Raw genomic sequence first — 12,847 nt, forward strand, 5'->3', positions numbered from 1 at the left:
GTTGAGTAGACATCCGATTCACCTGTTTCATCAGACTGCGCACATTTCCCAAACAACATGAACCTTGTGGATTTCGCAAATCACAGGCGCATTGATCAGACTGAATGCCGGCAATGATGTCGTTTACTATGACAACACGGGTTTCAGATGAAGCATTGCGAATTTCCGTTACGGTGTACCGGAAACAGTAGCATACATATACATCATCTGCGTTTGGTTCTTTTTGATAAACACGCTCACGCAACTGGGGAATTGTAAATGTAGATTTCCAATCTGCCGCGTAATACACAACAGGACACGACTGTGTGCGGCAGAAATAGTATTGCGTATCCTGAATAGCGCGAAGTGAAACGGATACCAGTGCCTTAACAGTTTGACGTTGTACAGCCTTTCCTCTTTGATGACATTCAAAGCATACCGTTTCTGGGTAAGACAGGCGCTGAATTGTTGACGATGGAAGTTCACAAACTGCGCTTCCCGCGGACGCTTGCGAACAACAATTCTCGCTCATATCAACATCTCCTTAACCTTGACGCAAAAAATACCACGCTCATATGTTAACATGCCGGGCGTTCATCGTTTTGCGCGAGCGCGCTCCTGCGAGTATCCACCGTCCGGCAGGCAGCGAACGATGCGCGTGCCAGCCCCGCGCTGTCGCGAGTTTGACAGACCGAATGTGTTGAGCATCAAACAGGTCGGCAGGCGCACTCGACCGGAACGACACCGTTGACACGGCCACGCATCGTCGTTGAGGCGCGACGTTATTCAGGGCAGGCGCGCCATTGGGAGCGCAGTGGCCAGCGAGCGTGCCACGTGACCTTGAGGCCGAAACGAGTGGGTCGCGCTGCCTGCGCGCGATCTGTCGTCATCGTCACGGCTCAGCAAGACACCGTTATCGCTGCGACCACCGCCGCGCCGGACACATTTGCCCGCGCGATAGCGGGGGCGACCCATCGGATGGTGGGGGAAACCCATCCGACCGCAGGGTAACGCATGCGATAACGGCGATAGGGGCGACGCGGCGCGTCGCCCCTTCCCCCAATGTTATTCATCGTATTCTATAATCTCTCTATGTATTCTGCGCCCTCGGCGGTTACTGTTTCCAGACAACATTTTCGCGAGCGTCTTATGACCGACTTGAACCACAACATCTTCTGGCAAGTCCACCGTGACCTGCCACGCGAAGCCCCCGGCAGCGATGATTCTACTTTGCGAGCGTTGTCGATGCTGCCTGCACTGCCCGCTTCTGCCCGCATCCTCGATATTGGCTGCGGTCCCGGCGCGCAGACGGTTGCTCTGGCACGCGCCACGAGCGGCCACATTATCGCCGTCGATACGCATCAGCCTTTTCTGGATGAACTCGTCCATCGCGCCGATCAGGCTGGCGTAGCTGACCGCATTCATCCGCTCCAGGCTTCCATGTTTGACCTGGATTTCGATCACCCCTTCGACCTGATCTGGTCAGAGGGTGCTATCTACATCATCGGCTTCGAACGCGGATTGCGTGAATGGCGCAGGCTGCTCAAACCGGGAGGTCTCATTGCCGTGACCGAAATCTCGTGGCTCAAGCCGAATCTGCCCGAAGCGGCGCGCGCGTTTTGGGATGAAGCCTATCCCGGCATGGCCTCTGTCGAAGCAAACCTGACGCGCCTCGCTGCGGCGGGTTATCGTTCCCTGGGTCATTTCACCCTGCCCGAACGCGACTGGTGGGACAACTATTATCATCCGATGGCTGCCCGCATTGAACTGTTGCGCCAGGCGTATCGCGAGAACCCCGAAGCTCAGGCTGCGCTGGATTCGGAATGCGCCGAAATCGAGGTCTACCGCCAGTATTCGGACTGGTACGGTTATGTGTTTTATTTGGGGCAAGTAGTTGGGACTTGACCAATTCCCTACCTGCCATCAGGCCAGGATCCGTTCCTTTCGCTTATGACCATCACCGGTTTGAAGCAAATGTTGAGCAGTGACCACTCTTAGCAGACGTTTTGTTCCCCCGTCAACAGGAGAACTATGACACTAAATTATCCCATCCTTGAGCACGACTTCGCTGCGGAAGCGAAGATTGAACCCTCCCGGATCATCAAGCCGCGTGATGTGCCGGAGCATTGCATCATCTCGTTTTTCCGCGACGTGAATGACAACGTGGTTTCCGAACAACAGGCGCGGGTGGTAGCGGTCAGTCGCTGGGAAGATGGCGAGCACCCCATCTACGAAATCGAATATCGTGGCAGGCGGCTGGCGTTCTTTCACCCCGGCGTGGGCGCGCCGCTGGCCGCCGGTCTGCTCGAAGAAGCGATTGCCTTCGGCTGTAAAACGTTCGTCGTCATCGGCGGCGCAGGCGTGCTAGACAAGAGCCTGGCCGTCGGCAAACTCATCCTGGTCGAGAGCGCGGTGCGGGACGAGGGGCTGTCCTATCACTACATCCCGCCTGGTCGCGAAATCCAGGCACAGCCAGAGGTTCTCGCAGTGATGCGCGCCGCGCTGCAAGCGCGGGGGGTGCCATTCGTCAGCGGCAAAACCTGGACGACCGACGCCCCCTACCGCGAAACCCAAGCTATGATCGACACCCGCCGCGGCGAAGGCTGCCTGACCGTTGAAATGGAAGCCGCCAGTCTGCTGGCCGTGGCGCAGTTCAGGAACGTTCGGCTGGGGCAGATTCTGTACGCAGGCGACGACCTGAGCGGCGAGAACTGGGACAGGCGCGGCTGGCAATCGCGCAAGGAAGTGCGCGCGAGCCTGTTCTGGCTGGCGGCGGATGCCTGCCTGAGGTTGTGAGTGCGCATACCCGATTGCGCCATCCTCACTAACTGACCAGGTGAAACGCTACCCTCCCACCTGATGTCTTGATAGGCGCGAAGTGCAGAAAGGAGACTCTCACAGCGGAACCGGTTGACCGCCAGCCAGTCGTTACCCGTCGGGTCGTCGAAATCAATCACCCGCGCCTGCGCGCCGCGAACCTCACCCGCGCGCGCGGTACTCGACGGCGACGCCGTTCACCAGCATCCGGTGAAGAGTGCGGTTGCGCTGAAGCAAGTCGGCGCCTTCGGGATGGGTGAGCTTGCGGAAAGCATCCTCCCGCGCCTCGGCAGGCAGCTCAGGGTTGAGCTGCGCCAGCGCGTTGCGCAGGCGTTGGGCGAGGATCACCTCGCCATAGTCGCGCCGCTCGGCAAGAGACGTATCCAGGGCGATGGCGGGGCCGTGGGCAATTTGCCAGCCCGCGGCTTTCAGCCAGTCCAGGGCAGCAGATTCAACGTCGGATTCGGTCAGATACGCCATGCGTCCTCCGGTTCAGGGTTGATGGCGGTTGGGTTTTCACGGTCGAATGTCCAGCGCAGTGGGTTATCCGCAATGTATTGGCGGATGCGGTTCAAGGCATCGTCGTTGCGAATGATGTGTTCATAATAATTGCGTTGCCAGACAGGCGTGCCGGGCGTGCCGCGCAGGGTGTTGATACCGCGCGCAGAAAAGGTTTTGAATCCGCGCACGATTTCGGGCAAGCCATATCGTTTGGGCAATGGCGTGGCATTGTCTGGCGATTTGCAAATCGTCGGGGCGGTTTCTGTAGGGGCGGGTTTGAAACCCACCCCTACGTTGGGGTCGTGCAACATAACTATACCATGCAGATGGTTTGGCATGACAACAAACGAGTCCAATACAACGTTAGCGTAATGATTGGGCAAACCCTCCCACGTTGCATGCACGATTTTTCCCGCCTCATTCAACCGCATTTCCCCATCCACCACCTCGCCGAACAGACAGACCCGATCCTGCGCGCAAATCGTGATGAAATACGCACCAGTCTGTGCGTAATCGTGCCCCTTCAGGCGGATGGAACGGTGGTGGTGGCGTTGAAGATCGAGGTCATAGGCCGTGCTCCTAGAGGAATTTCTCCGCATCCTTCACTCGTATTTCGCCGGAAATCAATTTCGGCAACAGCGCGTCGCGCAGGCGGCGAAGGTGCGGGATTCGTAAATACTGGTAATGATACGTCCAACCGATGGACGGATCAAATCTGTGAACAATGCTTCTATGCGTCTTGGTGGCCGAATAAGCTCGTACCGTGATATATCTGTCTAGCTTGTACGTGGCATCTTCGTGCCTGTCGAGCCGGCGTCGGAAGATACCACGCGGTCGGGGAAGCGGCGTAGGGCGGGTTTGAAACCCGCCCCTACATTTGGCGCGCGGGCTCGACATCCACGAACCACGCCTTGAACAGCGTCCGCGCCATTTCTTCCAGCGTTTCGCTCATTTTGCGGTTCGGTTCGCTTTTGTCGTCCAGCGTGCCGAGAGGGTTCGGTCGAACTCGCAGACAACGACCAGAGAACAGCCAGCCAGTTTCCTCATCACGCACCAATGCGCGGTCGCGCGGTCGCATTCCGCAGTCTTTTTGTGTGCTGTGACGTGATGAAGGTGTATCGAGATCTACCTGTCCGGCTTGAATGCTGCGACGGGGATGATCTGCAACAACACTGAGACATCCCACCTCCCACCCCTCCGGAATCGCTCCCAGTTCAGCAGGTGCCAGGCAGTCAGAGAAGAGGACAATTCTTTCAGAGATTTTCGCTCATCTAATGTATGATATATATATTAAAGAGGTATCAGTCGGAAAGTCGAAACAACAATCTTTCATTCTGTTATACTGCTCAAGAGCATTAAGAACAGTTTTATTTCTTTTTTCTATACTGATTTTCATGCCAACGCTCGAATTCCCCGTACATAGCACCACTTTCCTGTAATTGTACAGCAAGTGTAAGACTCATTTGTGAATTTGTATCTACAACCAAGACCCTCTTACTTTGTTCTGCTGCATATTTGGCAAGAAGTCAGGTCACAGTTGTCTTGTCAACTCCACCTTTGAAATTGACAGTTGCGATCCCTTTCATTTTTCACCTCCTACAGCTATAGCTACCAGGCGGTAGTAAGGTCTAATTGCCTGCGCTTTATCTGCGCCGCGCAGCGTCAGGTGAAAGCGCGGGTTAGTTGGCAATTTCTGACAAACAAACCCTTATCTGCTGGAAAACCGCCACAAATCTTGAACCAGAAATGTTTGAAAGTCTTTGATCTGTTCTCGAAGTCTCTCATTGGCGCTCATTTCTGGACGTAGATCGACATAGTATACGCCGTCTAACCTATTCAACGCTACGGTATAGCCTATAAAATGATTACTTTTGAAAGTCGAATTGACACCAAAAATGCTATGACCAGCTTTCGCTCTTTGAACATCATGCAAAAAGACAGCAATAACAGGTACTTCTCTTCCCAGCAGTTTGGTCAACAAATACTTGTCAAGAAAAATCTTGTCAATTCGATCTTTGCTTGTAGTCTTTACAGAGCCAACGATTTCTGATTCATGGATGAATCTGGTCTGGGTAGCAACAATAGCCTTGTTGCGAGAAAATACCAAATCCAGCTCGTAAGACATCTTATGGCCTGTATAACCAGGTATCGGAATGCTTATGGTGCGATGTTCGCATTCTAACCCCACTTCCTTGATGATAAGCTTGACAAGAGCTTCAAAGAGTTGTCCCACACGCTTTCTTGACGGATTAGGATTCTCAAAAGAATCCGCAATACTGCCGATAGATTGTTGCACTGTATAAACGACTCTATTGATCTCGGAAGTTTCGATATATCTTTTGGCTTCTTCTCGATCAAGTATCGTATCCTGATATTGTTTGAGATCAGCGAGGAATGACTTAAATCGTTGAAAAGCGGCCATAAATTCTACTTTTGAGTCGACAAATAAATTCTTATTTAGAGGTCGAGTGATTCTATAACTGTAATCTTCGTTATACTGATAGAACACATAATCATTGTTCGTTGGAGAAACAATGGGAGTTAGTCGCATTTTCTGCATAAGTTCGAGGAAAGTTTGGCATAGCTGGCAATAATCTTCCAGTCTATTGAAAACGCTCGTGTTTCGAACACTGTTTTGCAAGTCTGCCAATGTGATTTCTGTCATCGAATGGCTTTCCTTCTCTCTGCATTTTCAAAATCATATTGAATCCACTTTTCTATCGGCCAATCTTCCACCAACTCAATACGCCGAACGGCCCATCGGCAATACTCTAACGACATATCACAGCCTTTCCAATTGCGTTGAAGCTGTTCGGCAACCACAGCAGTTGTTCCAGAGCCAAGAAACGGATCTATGATGAGATCTCCAACATTAGATGATGCTAGAACCAACTTGCGTAAAAGTTCTTCAGGTTTCTGCGTTGGATGAGGCGTTTTCTCGTGCATTCCATTACAAGTTGTAGGTATTTCAATAACATCCCTGGGCTTTGCGCCGCGTGGGTGTGGTTTCCATACAGCCCTCTTTCTCCCATTTCCCCTTCCATATTGACTGGTTTCAGCTTGGGGATGTTCTGGATATTTTAGGGTATGATTGCCATAGGGAATGCGCACATCATCAATGTTGAAAGTAAAATTTTTGCTCTTTCTGAAGTGAAGAATACTCTCATGGGAACGACCCCAGTCCGAGCCAAGATTGGCTTTGTTCTTATAATGCCAAATAAGCCAACGACATCCCTTGAAAAATCGAGATGCTGGCAATTTTAAGTCGGCAATAATTTCAGAAAACCCACATATGTATAGACTGCCAGTAGGCTTTAAAACTCTGGCTGCTTCCTGTATCCACATTAATGACCACTCAACGTATTCTTTCTGAGATTCAAAGGTATCCCATTCAGCTTTTTTGATATTGTAGGGTGGATCGGCAAAAATCATATCAACCGAACCAGATTCTAGCGTGCGAAGCCAGATAATGGCATCTCCGATCCATATTTCGCCGTGGGGATGGGAATAGAATAACGTGGGTGTATTGATATCTACCTTTGATTCATCAATATCAAAAACAGTTCCTCTAAGCATTTGTTGCCCAAAAAAAGTTGGTATTTCCTTATTTCGATCATATTCAGCAGATAGTTCTTTGATCTTAGAAATAAAGGTTTCCATGGCCTTATTATACTCCGTTTAACGCTTGGAATTGCTGACCAACACAACGAAGATCTTGCTGCCTGCACCCCAAGTATACCAGCGACACCGTGATCAGGCAACCCAATAACCCGTCTTCCACGCACAACACCGCCATCCGGTCGCCTGACTCCACGCGACGCGGCGATTCGGCCACCCAGATCACGCTGCTCACTCTGCGCGCACTGCGCAGAATCGTCGCATCCTTGATGCCATTCATACAGGATCGTTCACCACAGATTTATCCCGAACTCTCCTGGACACGTCCGGGTCCCTATCCTCACAACACGCCCTGGTCAGACGCCCGCTGCGCCGCAATCCAGGCTCTTTCTTTCCTCAAAATAACTCATCCAACAACACGTGGTATCTTATCTTGTCCCAATCTGGTTCGAGATCAAGCAGCTCGAAAAATAGTTCAAGATACTCTTCGTCATTGCCCATGTCGTGTTGAATGGAACGAACACAAAGAGCAATATCACACCATTTATCCGCTTTTCCGCTTCTTCCCAAATCGATAAACCCACTTATTTGATGGTTCATGATGAAAATGTTACCGTCTCCGAAATCGCCGTGCGAAAAAACCAATTCTTCGCCGGGCTTATGCATTTTGAGAAAAGCATATAACTCATTGGGATCTCTAAAAGGTGTATCCTCTTCCCAATTGCCGGTGTCGGTATCCGCCAGGTTATGCCGCAGCAAATAATCCAATTCATTCAGTCGATAATCGATGTCACTGACAAAGGGGCAATCAAACACATCGATGGCCTGCAAAAGTTTGATACCTTCGCTGTAGATGCGGATCATTTGTTTGGGATCGCGCTGTTTTTCGTAATATGCGTAACCTGCATCACCGATCGCTTCGCGCATCAGCAAAAATTTTTCGTCTTCATCCGCTTCGAAGTGCAATACTTCGGGAACCGGCAGTTTACCCTGAAGCCAGAGCATGATGTCTTTTTCACGCTCGACATCATATGTTGTTCCTTGATAGCGGCGATCGGATATTTTTAAATAGAGATTTTCATGTGGCCCGATTAATCGATACACGCGAGCCGGAGACATGCCCGCTGTATCCTTGACAAAGCGATAATTTTTTGTCATTTCACCCAATTGCCTGGGCAATCTTAATCCCGACATGGCATTATCTTCTTTGGAAAAAATCTTCGCAACAATCGACCGGTGGCTATCTGCGCAGCGCAATGAAGTATCTGGTCGTATACAAGCTGTCTTCCAACTGCGCTGTTGGTTCGAGAGGTTCGCTTTCGCTAATTGTACCTGAAGAACATTACTGTGTCTCAGCATTGCCCTCAAACATCGCTTACGGTATCATATGCCGCAAGTGAGCGCACCAATGCCGTGAAAATTATGTCTGCTATCGCTCAATCTTTTCTGAACGTCGCATTGACAAAGTAATCACAAAAGACCACAATATTCGATGGCAACGGGACGGAGACCGTTATGCAAAATAACATTCGCGTCATGGTGATTGACAACCATGCCGTTGTACGCAGCGGCCTGGCGATCTTTCTGATGACCTGTGACAATATGGAACTGGTGGGCGAAGCCGAAAGCGGCGCACAGGCGTTGGAGCGCTGCCCGCTTATCAAGCCCGATGTGGTCCTGATGGATCTGGTCATGCCTGACATGGACGGGACAACTGTCATCCGTCAGTTGCGCGAGCACTGCCCCGATGTGCAGGTCATTGTATCAACCAGTTCCAAAGAGCAGGAACTGGCGCAAAGCGCGCTGCAAGCCGGAGCGATTGGTTGCCTGCAAAGAGATGTGACCGCCGCCGAACTCGCCAGCGCCATCCGCGCTGCCGCAATGGGCAAACCAATCCTTGCGCCAGAAGCTGCTCAGGCGCTCATTCAGCCTGCCCGTCACCCCGCCGAAAACAGTGGCTTTGATCTGACCATGCGCGAGTGCGAAGTGCTGGAGCTGATGGTAGAAGGCCTGAACAACGATCAGATTGCCAAACGGTTGGGGATCAGTCCCTCAACGGCTAAATTTCACGTCAGCAACGTGCTTTCCAAACTAGACGCAGCCAACCGCACCGAAGCTGCGGTCATTGCCTTGCAGCACAAACTGGTCAAATAATGGGATGTCTACCCACCATTGGCAGGTAATCTGACCCATTTCGTTCCATTCCATTTCCCCGCGCGCCACCGCGCCGAACAAATCGCCCGCGCGATGGCGGGGGCAACCCATTCGACCGCAGGGTTACGCATGCGATAACGGCGATTGGGGCGACGCGCTGCGTCGCCCCTGAAGCATTGATGATCCCTGAATCCCTGATTGGGCATCACGATCAACCATCCAAATCCGATCCCCGTTACGTGATTAAACAGATCATGCCATGTGGATTCGACAATCGTGCCGAATTCATTCAACCCCATGGCGCCAGCCACCAAATCAGGGGATTTGACCGGCGCGCCATCGATCGACCAGGCTGGTGACCACATTAATGTAGGCCTGCACATCATTTTCGATCGACGGCGCGTAGATCGGGATAACTTCAGCGACTGTCTGCAATCCGCGGCCTCGAATGTATTCAACATCGATCAGCCGGTACCAGTCGGCAATCCCTGTTTCCCAGTTGGGATAATCACGGAACCGGCCATAGCAGGTCGGATAACCGGCGCAGATAATATTGCCGACGTTGTGGGTTGTGCTGCCATCAGGCTTGCGCCCGGCCCAGTTTGGGTTAACACCAGCGCTGCTCTCGTGGATGAAAAAGGCGACAGCGTAGGCCGGGTCGATGTTGTATTCCAGGCCGAGCCGGTACCAGATCGCGCCGGTGCCGGTTGCCGGTGAGCCATAGCTGCGCAAAATCTGATCAATCTGCTCCGGCGTTAGACTTGGGCCGGCACGCAAACGGTAATCGCCTGTCGCTGGCGGCGCTACTGCGGCCAGAGCGATATTTGCCGCCGCTTCGCGCTCGCTAACGCTGGCATACTGAAAACTTAAAATTGGCGCGGCTGACGAAAAGAACCAGTACAAAGCGATTACCACCAGGCTGATAAGCCCAATGGTAACTTGCACTAGCGGGCGATTGAACCATTTAGCCTGAACTGTCGGGTCGATCCAACGTTCTCGCGATAACGGCAATTCAGCTTCGGGAAGCAGAGAAACCGGCACATATGCAGGAACGTTGCTCCGTCGAAGCGGCATCTCAGCGACTGTCGATGTGGTCGCAGCGCGAGCGGGATACGTCTGACGAGCAGTCACGTTATCCGTGATTGGGCGTGAACCCGGTTGCGCTGGCGGTGCCGGCAGCGCATCAGTTCGCGCTACCTCGCGCTTAAGGGTAGCAGTCACGACAGTGGCAGGCCTGGCTGCGCGATGCGAAACGGCAGATGGCGCGTTGGCTGCCGCCGAAGCAGATCGCTCACTATTTCGGCCCGGATCGTTTCTGGTTGAGGGTGGCGCCACAGGCTGACGGGCTGTCTGGTCAGGCGCATTGCCCGAACCGACAGCGCGCGTCGATTGCTGAGCGCGTTTGAAGGCTGCGCGCACCTCCGGGGGCACTCGCAAACCAATCGGCTCCGAAGATTCATATGCAGGTGGAAGACGGTGGCGATCGGCGATTGTCTCGTCGAGATCGGCGATCATTTCAGCCAGCGGCTGCGCTGGCGCGCGCTCAATGCCTGCATCTTCAATTTGAAAGAGTGGCTGTCCCAATCGCCGGGTTCGCCTGCGGTTCGAGTGCGCGCTCACCTGGAATGCTCCTGCGCCAGCCGGTGCCACTCTTCGGGAGTGGGCAACCGAAACGTGCCATCACGATTGAGATAGACTAGTCGCTCTTGATGGATTGTAACCAGTAGATCGGCTAGCCCATCGTTGTCGGCATCTTCCAATGATAATACCACAGGCGTGAGATCTTCGTGTAACCCGAAGAGGTATGGTCCCTGCCAGGTTTGTATCTGGGTCAGGTCGCCGCCGGGCAGAGCGATGATCACGACCTGCCGATCGAGATTCAGCGCGACGAAACGCGACGGCTGACCGGATCGTTCCGCCGGCAGGCCGGCATAGCCGGTCAGATGGGTCGTGCGAGGCCGACCGTAACGCCAGTCATCGAGCAGAATGCGAGCCGATTCGCTCAACGCCCCGATCACGATTGCCAGCGCTGTCGCTGCCAGAATCATGATTATTCTGTTGAACACGCGACTGAGCAAATGTATTCGTCGCGCCGGTTGAAGCTCACGGCTGGTTGTAGCCATCGCCGCCCTCCTGTGTTAAACCTCGCGCACCGTCGCTCGATCCTGGATTGATATGCGCCGTTACAAGATAGAACATTTGTTCTGATTTTACCAGAAACCTGGCCGTTCGTCAACCGCATTTTTCCGGCAATGTAACGGTCGCCGAACATCATCACTATAGAAGGTCACAATACAAAAATCGCACCTGACGCGCGCCACACTTGCCGACTCTAGATTGACAGAGATTACGGTCAAATAACGTCTGCTCGGGCATGTTTTAACTATGGCAAAGCAGGTCTGTCATCGCAGGCTCTCATTTTTCTACGCTGATCGAGTGTTGTTTGCGATTCCAATTCTGGAGCAAACCATTACTGCCATGTCAGGAATTGCTTTGAACGAACGCGCAGATGCCAGAAGATGCCATTTGATCGAAACAGATATTCCTTAAATAGTGGAATTGTAGTATTCTACAAAGTAGTAATTTCGTCTTTTCCCGGTATAGCTATGTATCGAATTGGTTATGTGAACACGCAACGGAGTTCAATGATGACAGCTCGTCATCGCTTTGGTGGCAACTGGACTGAAGAAAAGCTGGAAATGCTGCGCAAATACCTCGCAGCATATATGAAGATTTTCACGAGAAATGAGCGAGCGCGCTTCTTTCACACCGTTTACGTTGACGCTTTCGCCGGATCAGGTTACCGATCGTTGCCAGAAGAATCCACTATGTTCGATGAGTTGCTTGGCGAAGAGCCTCAACAGTTTCTTGCCGGAAGCGCTCGCATTGCGCTGAACCTTCCAGAACCATTCAACGAATACCTGTTTATTGAAAAGAATCAACATCGCGCGCAGCAACTGACCGACCTTTGCAATGAATTCCCACAATGTCGTATCGTCATCAAGCAAGGTGACGCCAATGAAGCCTTGAGTGACTGGTTGCAAACGGTTGACTGGAAAAAACTCGCGCAGTTGTCTTTCTCGATCCTTATGGAATGCAGGTCAAATGGCATCTGTTAGAAGAAATTGCCGCAACGAAAGCAATTGATCTCTGGGTACTATTTCCCCTTGGCGTAGCAGTAAACCGTCTGTTGACCCGAAAAAGTCCTCCTCCAAAAGTCTGGGAACAGAAACTCACCGACTTTTTCGGCACCGAGGACTGGAAAGATCGATTTTATCAGCGACAATCAGACATGTTCGGCAACGAGATCAGCTCAAAAACAGCAAACTTGCAGCAAATCGGTCAATTTTTCATCGAACGATTGCAAACCATTTTCGCTGATGTGGCTCCAAAACCGCGCATGCTCGCTAGCGCGCGCAATACCCCGCTATACCTGTTGTGTTTCGCTGCGAGCAATCAAAGAGGAGCGAAAACAGCAATAAAGATAGCAGATCATATCTTGACTAAGACTGAACCAATTTGAACATTTGTGTTACAATGAAAGAAGTTATCCCGACTAATCGCCGGAGTACCCTTGCATGGCGCGTACCAGCATTGAATGGACAGAAGTTACCTGGAATCCACTGACCGGTTGCACCAAAGTCAGCCCCGGCTGCAAACACTGCTACGCCGAACGGATGGCGCTGCGGCTCCAGGCTATGGGTTTAGACAAATATCGGAACGGGTTTCGCCTGACGCTCCATCCAGCCGCGCTGACCGAGCCGCTACGCTGGAAAAC

At 52.2% G+C, this 12,847-nt stretch carries 14 protein-coding genes and 2 pseudogenes; 6 read left to right on the forward strand and 10 right to left on the reverse strand.

All coding sequences use genetic code 11. From position 1 onward, the window contains the following. A partial coding sequence (locus Q0650_RS08590) for a putative iron-sulfur cluster-binding metallochaperone (protein WP_298817940.1) occupies nt 1-511 on the reverse strand: 511 nt, incomplete at its 3' end. A gap of 215 nt (nt 512-726) precedes the next feature. Here Q0650_RS08590 and Q0650_RS08595 point away from each other — a divergent pair. The 3 genes from Q0650_RS08595 (at nt 727) to Q0650_RS08605 (ending at nt 2,775) form a co-directional block, all read left to right on the forward strand. Continuing rightward, on the forward strand, nt 727-990 hold the full coding sequence (locus tag Q0650_RS08595; protein WP_298817942.1) for a hypothetical protein: 264 nt from the start codon (nt 727-729) through the stop codon (nt 988-990). A gap of 138 nt (nt 991-1,128) precedes the next feature. Then, nucleotides 1,129-1,884, forward strand: coding sequence for a cyclopropane-fatty-acyl-phospholipid synthase family protein (locus tag Q0650_RS08600; protein WP_298817945.1), 756 nt, complete (start codon nt 1,129-1,131; stop codon nt 1,882-1,884). A 126-nt stretch (nt 1,885-2,010) separates the two neighbouring features. Next, the gene (locus tag Q0650_RS08605) at nt 2,011-2,775 is read left to right on the forward strand and encodes a nucleoside phosphorylase (protein ID WP_298817946.1); all 765 of its coding nucleotides are present in this window, start codon (nt 2,011-2,013) and stop codon (nt 2,773-2,775) included. A 107-nt stretch (nt 2,776-2,882) separates the two neighbouring features. Here the strand turns inward: Q0650_RS08605 and Q0650_RS08610 are convergent. The 7 genes and pseudogenes from Q0650_RS08610 to Q0650_RS08640 form a co-directional block, all read right to left on the reverse strand. After that, nucleotides 2,883-3,276: pseudogene (locus Q0650_RS08610) on the reverse strand (type I restriction endonuclease); the annotation flags it as partial. After that, nucleotides 3,264-3,896 (reverse strand): transposase, encoded by a 633-nt coding sequence (locus tag Q0650_RS08615; RefSeq protein ID WP_298817950.1) that lies wholly within the window; start codon nt 3,894-3,896, stop codon nt 3,264-3,266. The pseudogene Q0650_RS08610 and the gene Q0650_RS08615, both read right to left, overlap by 13 nt. 272 nt (nt 3,897-4,168) lie before the next feature. After that, entirely contained in the window at nt 4,169-4,375 is a 207-nt protein-coding gene (locus Q0650_RS08620; protein ID WP_298817952.1) for a hypothetical protein, read from the reverse strand. A gap of 630 nt (nt 4,376-5,005) precedes the next feature. Continuing rightward, complete coding sequence (locus tag Q0650_RS08625; protein ID WP_298817953.1) at nt 5,006-5,962, reverse strand: hypothetical protein; 957 nt, start codon at nt 5,960-5,962, stop codon at nt 5,006-5,008. Then, nucleotides 5,959-6,957 carry a site-specific DNA-methyltransferase gene (locus Q0650_RS08630; protein ID WP_298817954.1) on the reverse strand — a complete coding sequence of 333 codons (999 nt, stop codon included), beginning with the start codon at nt 6,955-6,957 and terminating at the stop codon, nt 5,959-5,961. Before Q0650_RS08630 ends, Q0650_RS08625 begins: the two co-directional genes overlap by 4 nt. A gap of 7 nt (nt 6,958-6,964) precedes the next feature. Further along, the gene (locus Q0650_RS08635) at nt 6,965-7,195 is read right to left on the reverse strand and encodes a hypothetical protein (RefSeq protein ID WP_298817955.1); all 231 of its coding nucleotides are present in this window, start codon (nt 7,193-7,195) and stop codon (nt 6,965-6,967) included. A gap of 116 nt (nt 7,196-7,311) precedes the next feature. Beyond that, a complete protein-coding gene (locus Q0650_RS08640; protein WP_298817963.1) occupies nt 7,312-8,109 on the reverse strand; it encodes an APH(3') family aminoglycoside O-phosphotransferase in 798 nt (265 codons plus the stop codon). Between the two features lie 321 nt (nt 8,110-8,430). Between Q0650_RS08640 and Q0650_RS08645 the strand changes: the two genes are divergently transcribed. Then, a complete protein-coding gene (locus Q0650_RS08645; protein WP_298817956.1) occupies nt 8,431-9,069 on the forward strand; it encodes a response regulator transcription factor in 639 nt (212 codons plus the stop codon). A 315-nt stretch (nt 9,070-9,384) separates the two neighbouring features. On the opposite strand, the gene Q0650_RS08650 is transcribed toward Q0650_RS08645, so the two are convergent. Further along, the gene (locus tag Q0650_RS08650) at nt 9,385-10,689 is read right to left on the reverse strand and encodes a glucosaminidase domain-containing protein (protein WP_298817958.1); all 1,305 of its coding nucleotides are present in this window, start codon (nt 10,687-10,689) and stop codon (nt 9,385-9,387) included. Continuing rightward, nucleotides 10,686-11,192, reverse strand: coding sequence for a hypothetical protein (locus Q0650_RS08655; RefSeq protein WP_298817960.1), 507 nt, complete (start codon nt 11,190-11,192; stop codon nt 10,686-10,688). Before Q0650_RS08655 ends, Q0650_RS08650 begins: the two co-directional genes overlap by 4 nt. 603 nt (nt 11,193-11,795) lie before the next feature. Between Q0650_RS08655 and tcmP the strand changes: the two are divergent. After that, a pseudogene (gene tcmP / locus Q0650_RS08660) lies at nt 11,796-12,592 on the forward strand (three-Cys-motif partner protein TcmP). A gap of 55 nt (nt 12,593-12,647) precedes the next feature. Then, on the forward strand, nt 12,648-12,847 hold a 200-nt coding region (locus tag Q0650_RS08665), incomplete at its 3' end, for a DUF5131 family protein (protein ID WP_298817961.1).

The sequence above is a fragment of the uncultured Chloroflexus sp. genome (assembly GCF_937129525.1).
GTDB lineage: Bacteria > Chloroflexota > Chloroflexia > Chloroflexales > Chloroflexaceae > Chloroflexus.

Coding starts and splice junctions, on each gene's coding strand:
- Q0650_RS08645 (WP_298817956.1), top strand. CDS start 8,431: ATGCAAAATAACATTCGCGTCATGGTGATTGACAACCATGCCGTTGTA.
- Q0650_RS08635 (WP_298817955.1), bottom strand. CDS start 7,195: ATGAATGGCATCAAGGATGCGACGATTCTGCGCAGTGCGCGCAGAGTG.
- Q0650_RS08615 (WP_298817950.1), bottom strand. CDS start 3,896: ATGCGGAGAAATTCCTCTAGGAGCACGGCCTATGACCTCGATCTTCAA.
- Q0650_RS08655 (WP_298817960.1), bottom strand. CDS start 11,192: ATGGCTACAACCAGCCGTGAGCTTCAACCGGCGCGACGAATACATTTG.
- Q0650_RS08605 (WP_298817946.1), top strand. CDS start 2,011: ATGACACTAAATTATCCCATCCTTGAGCACGACTTCGCTGCGGAAGCG.
- Q0650_RS08625 (WP_298817953.1), bottom strand. CDS start 5,962: ATGACAGAAATCACATTGGCAGACTTGCAAAACAGTGTTCGAAACACG.
- Q0650_RS08600 (WP_298817945.1), top strand. CDS start 1,129: ATGACCGACTTGAACCACAACATCTTCTGGCAAGTCCACCGTGACCTG.
- Q0650_RS08620 (WP_298817952.1), bottom strand. CDS start 4,375: ATGCGACCGCGCGACCGCGCATTGGTGCGTGATGAGGAAACTGGCTGG.
- Q0650_RS08630 (WP_298817954.1), bottom strand. CDS start 6,957: ATGGAAACCTTTATTTCTAAGATCAAAGAACTATCTGCTGAATATGAT.
- Q0650_RS08640 (WP_298817963.1), bottom strand. CDS start 8,109: ATGTCGGGATTAAGATTGCCCAGGCAATTGGGTGAAATGACAAAAAAT.